Genomic DNA, 13,373 nt, shown 5'->3' with positions numbered 1-13,373 from the left:
CCTGCGCCTCAGCGCTCGGCGAGGAAGGCGGCCCAGGCGTCCGGGGCGACGGTCAGGATGGGGCCGTCGGTGACTTTGGAGTCACGGACGTGGATGGCGCGGGGGTGGGCGGCTACTTCTACGCAGTCGCCGCCCTCGCTGCCGCTGTATGTGGACTTGTGCCAGTTACAGGCGACTTCTACGCAGTTGCCGCCGGTGTCGGCGCTGTAGCTCGACTTGCGCCAGGTGAGTTCGGTAGTCATGAGTCTCCTAGCAGGGAGTCCAGCAGGCCCATGCTGTCCTGTACTGAGAGGGCCTGCGAACGCAGCATCCCATATTTCTGCTGGTAGACGCTGACCTGGTCCGGATCGTCAACTAGGAAGCTCGCGTAGTGCGCCTCCAAGTAGGCGAGGTGATCGTGCTCGGCGGTCTCCAGCACTACGAAGGGCCCTGCCAGCCCGGCGTGAAGCCCTTGCTCCACCGGCATGATCTGGAGTCCTAGAAAAGGAAGTTCGGCGCATCGGCGCAGATGCCTGATCTGCTCCCGGATGATCGAGTCTCCGCCTAGTCGCCGACGCAGGATCGACTCCTCGATCAGGAAGTTCATCATGGGTGGCCAAGGAGTGCGGTCGAACAGCTTCTGCCGGGCCATTCGGGCAGCGACGTTCTCCTCCAACTCCTCTGACACCAGAGGCGGGTAGAGGGAGGCGAAAACGGCGCGCGCGTACGCCTCAGTCTGGAGCAGCCCGGGCACGACGAGGCTCTCGTACGAGAGCAGCGTGCGCGCCCCCGCCTCGTAGTCGATGAAGTCCTGCACGAACACGGGAAACCGCTCCCGGTCCGGCATCTCCTCCACCCCGACCCCCAGCGCCCCGCCCGTCTCCAGCGCGCGGTCCAGTCGGTCGGCCAGGTCGGGCTGTAGTGGCCGCCGCCCCTGTTCGATCGATGCGATCGTGTCGGAGTGGACGTTCACCGTGTCGGCCAGCTGCGGCTGCGTCAGCCGGGCCCGTTTGCGGAAGTGCCTGAGCTGCGCACCGATCAGGTGCCAGGACGGGTTCTTCTTGCGCTTGTTCGCCGGGTGCATGGGGTCTGCCTTCCCGCCCGTGGCCGTAAATGACCGGTTTCGCGGCGTACCAGCAATCTGTACGCCTTCACTCACTGGCTCACCCTAGTCACATTCCGTAACTGTTGGCATATGAACCAAGAACTCCAACTCCCCTTCTTCCGCGAGGCGTTCTACCGCAAGGAGCGCAGGTCCGTCCCCCGGGCCAGGAAGTTCACCGCCGATGCGCTCGCCGACTGGGGTGGTACGGCCCGTACGGACGAGGTGCTGCTCTGTGTGAGCGAGCTGGCGACCAACGCGCTGCTGCACGGCGTTCCGCCCGGCCGGGGATTTCGGCTGCATCTCTACTTGGAGCGCGACGGGCTGCTTCATGTGGAGGTCCACGACAGCGGGCCGGGCGAGGTGCGCGTACCGCAGGAGTGCCCCGAGGCGGACGGCGGGCGGGGGCTGCTCCTCGTGGCGGCCCTGGCGGACAAGTGGGGGGTGGGGGAGCGGAACCCGGGCAAGACGGTGTGGTGCGAATTCAGTGACTGCCTGCCCGGGGGAGGGCCTTGAGCGGGGGTGGGCTCCCCGGGCTCCTCGTGCGGCCCGGGCGGCCCGGGCGGCGGGGCGGCGGGGCGGCGGGGCGGCGGGGCGGACGCGGTGACGCCCGCCCCGCCGGCGGGTGGTCAGCTCCTGCCGAGCATCTCGGCGGTGAGGACCGTGCCGCCCACGCCCCAGCCCCCGTCGGGGACTTCGTCGATGACCACCAGGGTGGTGGCCCGGGCGCGCTCGCCGTAGACATCGGCGTAGGCGTCGGTCACGGCGTCGATGAGCTTCTTCTTCGACTCCTGCGTCAGCGTTTCCGCGGGCACCTTGAGGTTGGCGAAAGGCATGGTGATTCCTGCTCTCCGATGGGGTGTTGAACAAGCTTGGGAAGGTGTGAGGGTGACGGGTCCGGACGGCGGCCGCCGACGGGTCAGACGATCCCGCCGTTGGCGCGCAGGACCTGTCCGTTGACCCAGTGCCCTGCGGGGCCGGCCAGGAAGGCGACGACCTCGGCGATGTCCTCGGGGGTGCCGAGCCGCTCCAGCGGGGGCTGCTCGGCCAGGCGCTCGATGGTGGCCTCGTCCTTGCCCTCGAAGAACAGTTCGGTGGCCGTGGGGCCGGGGGCGACCGCGTTGACCGTGATGTCGCGGCCTCTCAGTTCGCGGGCGAGGATGAGCGTCATCGCCTCGACCGCGCCCTTGCTGGCGGCGTAGGCGCCGTACTGGGGAAACTGCAGGCCCAGCACCGACGTGGACAGGTTGACGACGGCGCCCCCGTCGCGCACGCGGCGGGCGGCCTCCCTGGCCACGACGAAGGTGCCGCGGATGTTGGTGCGGTACAGGTCGTCCAGGACGCCGAGATCGAGGTCCGCGATGGGCGAAAGGCCCATCCGGCCCGCGGAGTTCACCACGACGTCGACGCCGCCGAACTCCTTTTCCGCCGCGTCGAACGCGGCCGCGACCGCGTTCTCGTCGGCCACGTCCGCCTGCACCGGCATGGCCCGGCCCCCGGCGGCCGTGATGGTCTCGGCCACCTCGCGGGCGGCATCGGCCGACCCGGAGAATCCCACGGCGACGGCATGGCCGCGGGCGCCGAGGAGGATCGCTGTCGCCCGGCCGATACCGCGAGAACCGCCCGTGACTACGGCGACACGCTGCTCTTGCATGACCATGACCCCTCCTTTCGTATCGTCGATACCGACTGTCGGAATCAACGATAAGGCGAAGCTAACACGAACCCTTTATCGACGCTAGCCATATCGCGTATCGTGGATTTCATGGATACGGACGCGACGATCCGCGCGGCGATGATCGAGGCCGCCCTGCGGCAACTGACCGGCTCTTCGGACCACGACGTGGCCACCCGGGCGGTCTGCGAGGCCGTCGGCGTCACCCAGCCGGTGCTCTACCGGCTGTTCGGCGACAAGCGGGGACTGCTCGACGCGGTGGCCGACCACGGCTACGAGCGGTACGCCGCGCTCAAGGACGCCCAGGAGCAGACCGGCGCCCCGGTGACCGACCTGCTGGCGGGCTGGGACGGCCACATGGCCTTCGCGCGGGAGAACCCGGCGCTCTACCAGCTGATGTTCACGCCCCGGCCCTGGTCGCACTCCACCGCGCGGCAGCGGGTCTTCGATCTGCTCGTCGCGGCGCTCGTCCGGTGCGCGGCGGTCGGGGCCCTCAAGGTCGAACCGAGGACCGCCGCCGAGCTGATCCTCTCCGCGAACGTCGGCATCGCGCTCCACCACATCGCGGTCCCGGAGCTGTTCAAGGACGCGACGGCCTCCCATCTCATGCGCGATGCCGTGTTCGCCGGGGTGCTCACCCGGCCTGCCGGACAGGACGAGGGCGACCCCCTGCAATCGGCCGCGCTGCGGATGCGGGCCCAACTGGAGCTGACCGGCACGGATGCCCTCGAATCCGAGGAGACCGCCCTGCTGCTCCGCTGGCTCGCCCGCATCACGGAGCCGGGCTCCCGGCAGGGCGGCTGAGGAGACCGCGACCAGCTCGCCGCCCGCGCGCTGGGCGAGGTCTTCGCGGCCCACGGCGCCGCCACCGCGTCAGCCGCGAACGGGCTGCTGCGGCGCCATGTCCCGGGGGTCCCTGCCGTCAGGCGCCGGCCCCGCCATCCACCGGAAGCACCGCGCCGGTCACCATCGAGGCGCGGTCGCTGAGCAGCCACGCGGCGGCCTCCGCGACCTCGCGCGGCTGCGCCATCCGCCCCAGCGGGACCGACGCGGTCACCTGCGCCTTGATGCCGGGAGTCGACGCCTCCCACGCGTCGATCATCTCGGTGTCGGTGCCGCCCGGGGTAATGGCGTTGACGCGGATACCGTCGCGAGCCCAGCTCACCGCGGCGGTCTCGGTGAGACTGTTGAGCGCCCGCTTCATCGCGCCGTACGCCGGCAGGGCCGGATTCGTGCGGCGGCTACCGATGCTCGATGTGTTGACGATGGCGCCACCGCCGCCACGCCGCATGAGGGCCGCCTGCGCGTTCATGGCCGTCCAGTGCGCGCGGAAGTTCACGGCGAACTGCTCGTCGATGTCTTCGTCGCTGGTCGTGTCGAGCGGGCCGGGACGCTGGACCGTCGCACCGTTGTTGAAGGCGCCGTCCAGCTTTCCGTGCAGCTCCTCGACGCGGTCGACGGCCGTGCGGATGCTCACGCGGTCGGCGAGGTCCATGGGGACGGCGTGGGCGACGCCGCCGTCAGCACGAATACCGGTGACGATCTCGTCGAGGGCGCTCGTCCCACGGGCCGCGAGGACCACGGCCGCCCCTTCGCGGGCGAAGAGCCTGGCCGCAGCGGCGCCGATGCCGCGGCTGGCGCCGGTGATGAAGACGACCTTGCCGGTGAGCAGGCCGATCGGGTCGAAGTCCTTGGTGTACGTCATGACAACAGTCTTGGACCGACGGCCGGACCGGATACAGGCACAAGCTGTACCAGGATGGGCCGCCGTACCCCGTGCACACTGGAGGCATGGACAAGCAGGAACTGGGCGCGTTCCTCCGCAGCCGTCGCGAGCGGCTCGCACCGCAGGACGTCGGTCTCCCCTCCGGACCGCGCCGGCGAACCCCCGGGCTCCGCCGTGAGGAAGCCGCGGTCCTCGCGCACATCTCCACGGAGTACTACATCCGTCTGGAACAGGGCCGCGCGCCCCGGCCCTCGGGCGAGGTCCTCGCCGGAATCGCGAATGCGCTGCGGCTCACGGACCGCGAGACCGACCACCTCCACGTCCTCGCGGGCACCGCGCGGACCCCTGACCGGCGGCACCAGCGGGAAGTCCGGCCGAGCATCCTCGCACTCCTGGAGCGACTGCCGCAGACGGCGGGTCTGGTCGTGTCCGCCACGTTCGAGGTGCTCGCGTGGAACGGCCTCGCCGCGGCTCTCATGGAGGATTTCGCGGCCGTCCCCCGCGAGGAACGCAACCTGGCCCGCCTCGCGTTCCTCGGGAAGCGAGGGACCGGCCACACCATGTACGGGGTGTCCGACGCCTCCGAGTTCCGCCACAACGTCGTGAGGGAGCTGCGCGCCACCGCGGCCCGCTACCCGGCCGACCCCGATGTGACCGGCCTGGTCGATGAACTCCGTGAGGGCAGCCCGGACTTCGCCCGGCTGTGGGAGCGGCACGACGTCAAGGCCGCCCCGACGCTCACCAAGACCTTCCACCACCCCGTCGTCGGCGAGATCACCGTGACCTGCGACAACCTCGCTCTCACCGACAGCGACCAGCGTCTGGTGCTCTACAGCGCACCGCTGGGCTCGCCCGACGCCGAGGCGCTGGCCCTGCTGAACGTGCTGGGTACCGAGGTCATCGACTACCAGCTATGACGCGTACCCCAGCCTCCGGCGCCCCTGGCGACCCGTAGGTGTGCACATCGCCAACGCGCCCGCGCCGGTGCGCCACCCGGGAGCGGGTCGCGGCGCACCGGCGCGGGCGAGGGGCGTCAACAGCCCTGTGATCAGGCGGTCTTGATCGCCGAGATGTCGAAGGCGAGCTTGACCTTGTCGCTGACCATGACGCCGCCGGTCTCCAGTGCGGCGTTCCAGGTCAGGCCCCAGTCGGAGCGCAGGATTTCGGCGCTGCCCTCGAAGCCGACGCGCTGGTTGCCGTAGACGTCGGTGGCCGAGCCGTTGAACTCCAGGTCGATGGAGAGGGGCTTCGTGACGTCCTTGATGGTCAGGTCGCCGACGATGCGGTACGTGTCGCCGCCGAGCTGCTCGGCGTGCGTGGAGCGGAACGTCATGTGCGGGAACTTCTCGGCGTCGAAGAAGTCGCCGCCGCGCAGGTGTCCGTCGCGGTCCGCGATGCCGGTGTCGACGCTCTCGATCCGGATGTCGATGGCCGCGGTGGACTTCGCCGGGTCGGAGCCGTCCAGGTGCAGTGTGCCCTCGTGCTCGGCGAAGGAGCCGCGCACGTTGGTCACCATGGCGTGGCGCACGGTGAAGCTGATGGCGCTGTGTGCCGGGTCGATGCTGTAGTCACCCGACAGGGCGGCCAGGGCGGGGTCCACCGGGAGGGTGGCGGTGGTGACCGGGGCTGCGGTGGACTTGCGGTTGAACAGAGCCATGGCTCCTCCTCGGGTGGGTGCTGGTGTGCGGGATCGCGGCACAGCTGGCGTTCAAGGTTGTTTAACCTTCAACGAGATTCACTGTAGAGGCATCTGGTTCAAAATTCAACATTCTTGTCGGTCCCTCCGCCGGGCCGTGTGCGGCGCGTGCTGTCGGCCCTCTGGCGGACGCGCGTAGAACTACGGCACCATCTGTCCCGCTTCACCTGCACAGCCGACCCACGGACAACGCGGTCATCACGGTCATCAGCAGGAGGGAATCCCCCACATGAGAACCCCATCGGTCCGTCGGGTGCTCGCCGTACTTGCACTCGTCCTCGGCGTCCTCTTCGCGCCGGGCGTCGGCGTCATCGGCGGCGCCACCGACGCCTCCGCCGCGACGAAGATCAGCCACGCGACGGCCACTTCCATGTTCAGCTCGTCCGGCATCACCTGGTCGTCGTCCGGCGGCTGTTCCGACCGTAACGTCGCGACCTGCACCTCCTTCGACCAGCTCAACCTGGCCACCGCGCAGGGCGCCCAGACCCTCAAGGGCGCGCTCGGCTGCGCCATGAACATCACCGGGGGCACCGAGACGGGCCACGCCTCGGGTACATACTCGCACTGGAACGGCTACAAGCTCGACATCGGCAAGACGACCTGTCTGACGAACTACGTCAAGAACACGTTCACCTACATCGGTCTGCGCGGTGACGGCTATCCGCAGTGGAAGTCCGGCGCGGGCAACGTCTACGCGGACGAGGGCAGCCACTGGGACGTCACCTTCTATAACTGCGGCGGCTGCTGAGTCCCGGGCCGCCGAGGTGGCGGAGGTGAGGAAGGCGGCAAGGGCAGTGAAGGTCCTGACGGCTTGAGAAAGCGCTTGCTCCCGGTTCGGTACGATCCGGGAGCAAGCGCTTTCTGTTCATGTTGTCCAGACCATTGCCCGGCCTGTTGAGGCCCTGCTACACCAGCGGTTAGCAGATCCACGCCCCCTGTCTCCGGGAGTCTCCTGTGCCCTCGCTGCCCCCTTGGTCCCGTCGAGCCTTTCTCGCCACCGCGGGCGCAGGTGCGCTCAGCCTGACGGCCGTGCCGTACGCGAACGCCGCCCCGTCGGCACCCTCCGCCACCGGGTCGGCGGCGACCACGGCCACCGCCGCCGGTGCGGGCTCCGACGACGAGTTCGCGACGCTGCGCGGCCGCTGGCTGGACCTGGCACTCGGCACCGGCTACGACGCGACCGCTGAGCCGTACGCGACCCAGCTCAAGGCGACCGGCCAACTCGCCACGCAGTTCCGGACGTCGATGGCCCCGGCCGACAAGTCCCTCTGGCCGGACAGCCCGTTCGACCCGCCGGCCGGTATCACCCAGAGCTACACCCGGCTGTGGACGATGACCGAGGCGTACCTCCAGGACGGCACCGGGCTCACCGGCGACGCCGGGCTGCTCGCCGATGTGATCACCGGTATCGACCATCTCTCCGCGAAGATCTACAACCCCGCCACGACCGTCTACGGCAACTGGTGGGAGTGGCAGATCGGCAGCCCCCGGCTGCTGATGGACCTGGTGGCGGCCCTCTACGACCACCTCACGGATACTCAGATCCAGGCCGCCTGCGCGGCCGTCGACCACTTCATCCCCGACTCGGTGCTCGCCGACTACTCCGGCACATCGACCGGCGCCAACCGGGTCGACCTCTGCCGCTCCGTCGCCATGCGCGGAGTGAACGGCCGCTCCGCGGAGAAGGTCGCGCTGGCCCGCGACGCGCTCTCGCCCGTCTTCCCGTACGTCACCACGGGCGACGGGCTCTACCCCGACGGCTCGTTCATCCAGCACACGACCATCGCCTACTCGGGCACGTACGGCCAGGTCATGCTGGACGGCCTCGGCCGGCTCTTCACCCTGCTCGCCGGCTCCACCTGGGACGTCACCGACCCCAACCGGCAGATCATCCTGGACAGCGTCGAGCACGCCTACGCGCCCATCATCTACAACGGCCTGGCCATGGACAGCGTCAACGGCCGTGCGGTCAGCCGCGGTTACCTCGCCGCCGACGACCAGCACGTGATGCGCAGCGACCACTTCCACGGCAAGGGGCTGATAGCCGCCATGGCGGTGATAGCCGGCGGTGCGCCCGATGCGGAGCGGCTGCGCTGGCAGGGGATGATCAAGGGCTGGATCGAGCGGGACACCACGGCGCCCGTCCTCACCTCGCCGCAGTTCGGCGTCGCCGACCTCGCCCGGCTCCGGGCGGTCGCCGACGCCCCGGTGGCCGCGGCCCCCGAACCGGTCGCCCACCGGCTCTTCGCCTCCATGGACCGCGCGGTGCACCGCCGCCCCGGCTGGGCGGCGAACATCTCGATGTCGTCCGAGCGGATCTCCTACTACGAGTGCGGCAACGGCGAGAATCTGCACGGCTGGCACACCGGCGCCGGAATGCTCTACTGGTGGCCGGGGCAGCAGGCGAACGACCAGTACACGGACTGGTTCTGGCCGACCGTCGACCCGTACCGGATGCCGGGAACCACCGTGTCGACCAAGCGACTTGCCGACAACGCGGGCGGCGAGTGGGGCGAGGCCAAGCCCGCCGTGCAGTGGGTGGGCGGCGCGAGCGACGGGGAGTTCGCGGCCGTCGGCCAGCACGTCAAGGGGCTCCTCTCCACCCTCCAGGCGCACAAGTCCTGGTTCTGTGTGGCGGACACGGTGATCTGTCTGGGCGCGGGCATCACCGCCACCGACGGCGTCCCGGTCGAGACGGTGGTCGACAACCGCAACCTGGGGGCCGCAGCCAAGGGCGCGTTCACCCTGGACGACCGCCACCGGCCGCGCTGGGCCCACCTCGCCGGGCACGGCGGCTGGGTCTTCCCCGGCGGCACCGACGCCCTGCACACCCTGCGCGAGGCCCGCACCGGGGCCTGGCACGACATCAACACCACCAGCTCCACCGAGCGGCAGACCCGGACCTTCCAGACCCTCTGGCTCGACCACGGCACGGACCCGGTGGACGCCTCGTACGCGTATCTGCTGATGCCCGGCGCCTCCCGCCGTACGCTCGCGGCCCGTGCGGCCGACCGCGGCTGGCTGGAGGTACTGGCCAATACCGCGGCACGGCAGGCCGTCGCCGTCCGCTCGCTGGGACTGACCGCGGCGAACTTCTGGCAGCCGGGTACGGTGGGGCCGCTGACCGTCTCAGCCCCGGCGAGCGTGCTGGTGCGGCGCAAGCAGCGCACCGCCACCCTGCACATCAGCGAGCCGCCGCGGACCGGGAAGCCGGTGGAGATCGTCTGGAAGCAGCCGGTACGCCGGGTGACCAGCGCGGATCCCTCCGTACAGGTGATCTCGACCGGACGCTCGCTGCGGCTGCGGGTCACCCCGGGCACGGCGGGCGCCACCCACACCTGCGAGGTCGTCACCGGCTGACCGCCCGGCCCCGGTCCGGCCCCGCGCCGCAGGCCCGGCCGCGCTCCCGCGCCGTCTTGGCGCCGCCCCGAGGCGCTTGTGGGAAGTCCACAACCCAGGGTGGTCCTGGACTGGCACTTCGGCTGCGCTGCCGGGCCCTTCTGTCCAGGGCGGCCAGGAAACTGGCCCGGAGACTGTACGAAGTGCACTGCGCGTTTTCTTGGTGCAGTTCGTAGGGTCGGAACATGACCGTTTTGGACGAGACCACGGGCGAGCCCACCGACGCACGTGGACGGGTGGCCGAGCTGCTGGCACTGCGCGAGCAGGCCAGGCGCGGGCCCAGCGAGCGAGCGACCGAGGCCCAGCATGCGAAGGGCAAGCTGACCGCGCGCGAGCGCATCGAGCTGCTGGTGGACCCGGGCTCGTTCAAGGAGGTCGAGCAGCTGCGCAGGCACCGGGCGACCGGGTTCGGCCTGGAGGAGAAGAAGCCGTACACCGACGGTGTGATCACCGGCTGGGGCACGGTCGAGGGCCGTACGGTCTTCGTCTACGCGCACGACTTCCGGATCTTCGGCGGCGCCCTGGGCGAGGCCCACGCCACGAAGATCCACAAGATCATGGACATGGCGATCTCGGCGGGTGCCCCGCTGGTCTCGCTGAACGACGGCGCCGGCGCCCGTATCCAGGAGGGCGTCTCGGCGCTCGCCGGATACGGCGGTATCTTCCAGCGCAACACCCGCGCCTCCGGTGTCATCCCGCAGATCAGCGTGATGCTCGGCCCGTGCGCGGGCGGCGCCGCCTACTCCCCGGCGCTCACCGACTTCGTGTTCATGGTCCGTGAGACCTCGCAGATGTTCATCACGGGCCCGGACGTGGTCCGCGCGGTGACGGGTGAGGAGATCACCCAGAACGGGCTCGGCGGCGCCGATGTGCACGCCGAGACCTCGGGCGTCGCGCACTTCGCGTACGACGACGAGGAGACCTGCATCGCCGAGGTCCGCTACCTGTTGTCGATGCTGCCGTCGAACAACCGGGAGAACCCGCCCTCGCACCCCAGCGACGACCCGGCGGAGCGCCGCGCCGACGCGCTCCTCGACCTGGTTCCCGCGGACGGCAACCGCCCCTACGACATGCACCAGGTCATCGAGGAGCTCGTCGACGACGGCGACTTCCTGGAGATCCACGAGCGCTGGGCCCGCAACATCATCTGCGCCCTGGCCCGGATGGACGGCCAGGTCGTCGGCATCGTGGCGAACCAGCCGCAGGCCCTGGCGGGCGTCCTGGACATCGAGGCGTCCGAGAAGGCGGCCCGCTTCGTCCAGATGTGCGACGCGTTCAACATCCCCATCATCACGCTCCTCGACGTGCCCGGGTTCCTGCCGGGCGTGGACCAGGAGCACGGCGGGATCATCCGGCACGGCGCGAAGCTGCTGTACGCGTACTGCAACGCGACCGTGCCGCGGATCTCGCTCATCCTGCGCAAGGCGTACGGCGGCGCGTACATCGTCATGGACTCCCAGTCCATCGGCGCCGACCTCACCTACGCCTGGCCCACCAACGAGATCGCGGTGATGGGCGCCGAAGGCGCCGCCAACGTCATCTTCCGCAAGCAGATCGCCGAGGCCGAGAACCCCGACGCCATGCGCGCCCGCATGGTCAAGGAGTACAAGGCCGAACTGATGCACCCCTACTACGCGGCCGAACGCGGACTCGTGGACGACGTCATCGACCCGGCCGAAACCCGCGAGGTCCTCATCGCGTCACTGGCGATGCTGCGCACGAAACACGCGGACCTGCCCTCGCGCAAGCACGGCAACCCGCCGCAGTGAGCCGCAGCACGTCCGCGTACGACTCCCGGCACATCTCCGAGCACGTCTCAGTAAGGGAAAAGACCTTGAGCACTCCCACCGCCGCATCGCTGCTCCGCGTCGAGAAGGGGCACGCGGAGCCGGAGGAACTGGCCGCGATCACCGCGATCCTGCTGGCCCGCGCCGGCAACCAGCCCGACGCACCGGTGCACACACCCCGCTCCACGGCCGGCTGGCGCCGCCTGGAGCGCACCCCGGGCTTCCGTGCCCCGCACTCCTGGCAGGGCTGAACCGAAGAGCCCCAGGCCCCGCCTGCGGCCTCGCCGCGGCATCCCGGCACAGCACAGCAGAAGGCCCGCACGCTCTCCGGAGGGTGCGGGCCTTCTGCTGTGCGCCGGAAGACCGGCCTGATCGGAACCGGGAGCTAACGCAGACGTGCCATCAGTGCGTGCTCGACCAGTGTGATCAGCGCGCTCTTGGCGTCTGCGCGGTGTCGTGCGTCGGTGGTGAGGATGGGGGTGTCGGGGCCGATCTGGAGGGCTTCGCGTACTTCGTCGGGGGTGTAGGGCTGGTGTCCGTCGAAGCCGTTGAGGGCGATGACGAAGGGGAGTCCCGAGTTCTCGAAGTAGTCCACCGCGGGGAAACAGTCGGCGAGACGCCGCGTGTCGACCAGGACGACGGCGCCGATGGCGCCGCGTACGAGGTCGTCCCACATGAACCAGAAGCGGTCCTGTCCGGGGGTGCCGAACAGGTAGAGGATCAGGTCCTGGTCGAGGGTGATGCGTCCGAAGTCCATGGCCACCGTGGTGGTGGTCTTGTCCCCGGTGTGTGTGAGGTCGTCGATGCCCGCTGAAGCGGACGTCATGACTGCCTCGGTACGCAGCGGGTTGATCTCCGAGACGGCGCCGACGAACGTGGTCTTGCCCACGCCGAAGCCCCCTGCCACCACGATCTTCGCGGAGGTAGTGGAGCGGGCTGCACCGCCGCTAGAGCTTGCGAAGTCCACTGAGCACCCTTTCGAGCAGTGTCACGTCTGGCTGGCCGCCGGCGGCATCGTCGCCGCCGGGCTGATGGATGGCGACAAGCCCGGCCTCCGCCAGATCGGCGACGAGGATCCGGGCGACGCCGAGAGGAATCGTAAGAAGTGCCGAGATCTCGGCAACAGACTTGATCTCGACACAGAGCCGGCAGATCCGCTGGTGCTCGGGCAACTGCCCTTGCAGCTGTGACGGTTCTGCCGTCGTACTGACCAGCGCCTCGATGGCGAGCTGGTAACGCGGCCTGGTCCGGCCGCCGGTCATGGCGTACGGGCGTACGAGGGGATTGCGGTCCTGAGCCGGAGACGGGTCGGCCTTCGGCTTCCAGTGCGGCTGCACCGGCTGGATGCGCGGCGGCTCGTCGTACGGCGACGAGGGCTGCGGCTGCTGGTGGGGCTGCCTGCCGTGTCTGCCGGGCGTGGAGGGAAAGTCGAAACGGTCCTGGTCGAACTCGCCCGGAACCTGCTGACCACCGTAGTAAGGGTGACCGCCTGGGGGTGTTGCCACGTTTCCTCCTCCGACTGCCCGTCGCTGTTCCTGTGGAGCCGCGCCACCGCACCTTATGGCGCGGTGGCAAGAAACGCACTGTCTGTTTGCTAGTTGAGAAGACTGCCCTGCAGTTCGGCACGGAGATCCGGGGTCAGGACGCTGCCCGCGCGGTCCACCAGAAGAGCCATCTCGTACCCCACCAGACCGATATCGGCCTCGGGGTGAGCGAGGACGGCCAGCGAGGAACCGTCCGAGACGGACATGATGAAGAGGAAGCCGCGCTCCATCTCCACGACGGTCTGGTTGACATGACCGCCCTCGAAGATCCGGGACGCCCCCGCGGTGAGCGAGGTCAGCCCGGAAGCTACGGCCGCCAGCTGGTCGGCACGGTCACGCGGGAAACCCTCGGACATCGCCAGAAGGAGTCCGTCGGCGGAGACCACCACTGTGTGGGACACCCCGGGGGTGTTGTCCACGAAGTTGGTGATCAACCAGTTCAGGTTCTGCGCCGCCTGGCTCATC

At 69.6% G+C, this 13,373-nt stretch carries 16 protein-coding genes; 7 read left to right on the top strand and 9 right to left on the bottom strand.

Features of this window, described 5'->3' with window-relative positions; translation table 11 throughout:
* Positions 1-8 precede the first annotated feature (8 nt).
* Entirely contained in the window at positions 9-242 is a 234-nt protein-coding gene (locus OG510_RS10025; RefSeq protein ID WP_406136432.1) for a DUF397 domain-containing protein, read from the bottom strand.
* On the bottom strand, positions 239-1,063 hold the full coding sequence (locus OG510_RS10020) for a helix-turn-helix domain-containing protein (protein WP_406136431.1): 825 nt from the start codon (positions 1,061-1,063) through the stop codon (positions 239-241). Before OG510_RS10020 ends, OG510_RS10025 begins: the two co-directional genes overlap by 4 nt.
* Positions 1,064-1,174: 111 nt before the next feature.
* On the opposite strand from OG510_RS10020, the gene OG510_RS10015 reads away from it, so the two are divergent.
* Complete coding sequence (locus tag OG510_RS10015) at positions 1,175-1,597, top strand: ATP-binding protein (RefSeq protein ID WP_406136430.1); 423 nt, start codon at positions 1,175-1,177, stop codon at positions 1,595-1,597.
* Positions 1,598-1,710: 113 nt separating this feature from the next.
* Here the strand turns inward: OG510_RS10015 and OG510_RS10010 are convergent, their stop codons facing one another.
* Together OG510_RS10010 and OG510_RS10005 are read right to left on the bottom strand one after the other, a co-directional pair.
* Positions 1,711-1,917: a 4-oxalocrotonate tautomerase family protein gene (locus OG510_RS10010; protein WP_406136429.1), complete on the bottom strand. Its 207-nt coding sequence runs from the start codon at positions 1,915-1,917 to the stop codon at positions 1,711-1,713.
* An 83-nt stretch (positions 1,918-2,000) separates the two neighbouring features.
* Positions 2,001-2,741: an SDR family oxidoreductase gene (locus OG510_RS10005; RefSeq protein ID WP_406136428.1), complete on the bottom strand. Its 741-nt coding sequence runs from the start codon at positions 2,739-2,741 to the stop codon at positions 2,001-2,003.
* Between the two features lie 105 nt (positions 2,742-2,846).
* Here OG510_RS10005 and OG510_RS10000 point away from each other — a divergent pair, with 105 nt between their 5' ends.
* Complete coding sequence (locus OG510_RS10000; RefSeq protein ID WP_406136427.1) at positions 2,847-3,560, top strand: TetR/AcrR family transcriptional regulator; 714 nt, start codon at positions 2,847-2,849, stop codon at positions 3,558-3,560.
* A gap of 118 nt (positions 3,561-3,678) precedes the next feature.
* Here OG510_RS10000 and OG510_RS09995 read toward each other — a convergent pair whose 3' ends face one another.
* Positions 3,679-4,461: an SDR family NAD(P)-dependent oxidoreductase gene (locus OG510_RS09995; RefSeq protein WP_406136426.1), complete on the bottom strand. Its 783-nt coding sequence runs from the start codon at positions 4,459-4,461 to the stop codon at positions 3,679-3,681.
* An 86-nt stretch (positions 4,462-4,547) separates the two neighbouring features.
* On the opposite strand from OG510_RS09995, the gene OG510_RS09990 reads away from it, so the two are divergent.
* A complete protein-coding gene (locus OG510_RS09990) occupies positions 4,548-5,399 on the top strand; it encodes a helix-turn-helix transcriptional regulator (RefSeq protein WP_406136425.1) in 852 nt (283 codons plus the stop codon).
* Between the two features lie 131 nt (positions 5,400-5,530).
* On the opposite strand, the gene OG510_RS09985 is transcribed toward OG510_RS09990, so the two are convergent.
* Entirely contained in the window at positions 5,531-6,139 is a 609-nt protein-coding gene (locus OG510_RS09985) for a YceI family protein (RefSeq protein WP_406136424.1), read from the bottom strand.
* Between the two features lie 268 nt (positions 6,140-6,407).
* Between OG510_RS09985 and OG510_RS09980 the strand changes: the two genes are divergently transcribed.
* The 4 genes from OG510_RS09980 (at position 6,408) to OG510_RS09965 (ending at position 11,615) form a co-directional block, all read left to right on the top strand.
* A complete protein-coding gene (locus OG510_RS09980) occupies positions 6,408-6,926 on the top strand; it encodes a hypothetical protein (protein ID WP_406136422.1) in 519 nt (172 codons plus the stop codon).
* Between the two features lie 281 nt (positions 6,927-7,207).
* Positions 7,208-9,538: a polysaccharide lyase 8 family protein gene (locus OG510_RS09975; protein WP_406136421.1), complete on the top strand. Its 2,331-nt coding sequence runs from the start codon at positions 7,208-7,210 to the stop codon at positions 9,536-9,538.
* A gap of 224 nt (positions 9,539-9,762) precedes the next feature.
* Positions 9,763-11,346: an acyl-CoA carboxylase subunit beta gene (locus OG510_RS09970; RefSeq protein ID WP_406136420.1), complete on the top strand. Its 1,584-nt coding sequence runs from the start codon at positions 9,763-9,765 to the stop codon at positions 11,344-11,346.
* A 65-nt stretch (positions 11,347-11,411) separates the two neighbouring features.
* A complete protein-coding gene (locus OG510_RS09965; protein ID WP_406136419.1) occupies positions 11,412-11,615 on the top strand; it encodes an acyl-CoA carboxylase subunit epsilon in 204 nt (67 codons plus the stop codon).
* A gap of 134 nt (positions 11,616-11,749) precedes the next feature.
* Here the strand turns inward: OG510_RS09965 and OG510_RS09960 are convergent, their stop codons facing one another.
* The 3 genes from OG510_RS09960 to OG510_RS09950 form a co-directional block, all read right to left on the bottom strand.
* Complete coding sequence (locus OG510_RS09960) at positions 11,750-12,331, bottom strand: ATP/GTP-binding protein (protein ID WP_014048542.1); 582 nt, start codon at positions 12,329-12,331, stop codon at positions 11,750-11,752.
* Positions 12,312-12,869: a DUF742 domain-containing protein gene (locus OG510_RS09955; RefSeq protein WP_406136418.1), complete on the bottom strand. Its 558-nt coding sequence runs from the start codon at positions 12,867-12,869 to the stop codon at positions 12,312-12,314. Before OG510_RS09955 ends, OG510_RS09960 begins: the two co-directional genes overlap by 20 nt.
* An 89-nt stretch (positions 12,870-12,958) precedes the next feature.
* Positions 12,959-13,372 carry a roadblock/LC7 domain-containing protein gene (locus OG510_RS09950; RefSeq protein ID WP_164260062.1) on the bottom strand — a complete coding sequence of 138 codons (414 nt, stop codon included), beginning with the start codon at positions 13,370-13,372 and terminating at the stop codon, positions 12,959-12,961.
* Position 13,373 lies beyond the last annotated feature (1 nt).

Origin of the sequence: Streptomyces sp. NBC_01089, assembly GCF_045162975.1 — a bacterium.
Taxonomy (GTDB): domain Bacteria; phylum Actinomycetota; class Actinomycetes; order Streptomycetales; family Streptomycetaceae; genus Streptomyces.
The sequence above is the reverse complement of the archived record's forward strand: the minus strand, read 5'-3'. Positions and strand labels throughout refer to the sequence as shown.

What these genes read in the sequence shown, in the direction of transcription:
- OG510_RS09980 (WP_406136422.1), top strand. Translation starts at nt 6,408, where the DNA reads ATGAGAACCCCATCGGTCCGTCGGGTGCTCGCCGTACTTGCACTCGTC.
- OG510_RS10015 (WP_406136430.1), top strand. Translation starts at nt 1,175, where the DNA reads ATGAACCAAGAACTCCAACTCCCCTTCTTCCGCGAGGCGTTCTACCGC.
- OG510_RS09995 (WP_406136426.1), bottom strand. Translation starts at nt 4,461, where the DNA reads ATGACGTACACCAAGGACTTCGACCCGATCGGCCTGCTCACCGGCAAG.
- OG510_RS09985 (WP_406136424.1), bottom strand. Translation starts at nt 6,139, where the DNA reads ATGGCTCTGTTCAACCGCAAGTCCACCGCAGCCCCGGTCACCACCGCC.
- OG510_RS10005 (WP_406136428.1), bottom strand. Translation starts at nt 2,741, where the DNA reads ATGGTCATGCAAGAGCAGCGTGTCGCCGTAGTCACGGGCGGTTCTCGC.
- OG510_RS10010 (WP_406136429.1), bottom strand. Translation starts at nt 1,917, where the DNA reads ATGCCTTTCGCCAACCTCAAGGTGCCCGCGGAAACGCTGACGCAGGAG.
- OG510_RS09990 (WP_406136425.1), top strand. Translation starts at nt 4,548, where the DNA reads ATGGACAAGCAGGAACTGGGCGCGTTCCTCCGCAGCCGTCGCGAGCGG.
- OG510_RS09970 (WP_406136420.1), top strand. Translation starts at nt 9,763, where the DNA reads ATGACCGTTTTGGACGAGACCACGGGCGAGCCCACCGACGCACGTGGA.
- OG510_RS10025 (WP_406136432.1), bottom strand. Translation starts at nt 242, where the DNA reads ATGACTACCGAACTCACCTGGCGCAAGTCGAGCTACAGCGCCGACACC.
- OG510_RS10000 (WP_406136427.1), top strand. Translation starts at nt 2,847, where the DNA reads ATGGATACGGACGCGACGATCCGCGCGGCGATGATCGAGGCCGCCCTG.
- OG510_RS09950 (WP_164260062.1), bottom strand. Translation starts at nt 13,372, where the DNA reads ATGAGCCAGGCGGCGCAGAACCTGAACTGGTTGATCACCAACTTCGTG.
- OG510_RS10020 (WP_406136431.1), bottom strand. Translation starts at nt 1,063, where the DNA reads ATGCACCCGGCGAACAAGCGCAAGAAGAACCCGTCCTGGCACCTGATC.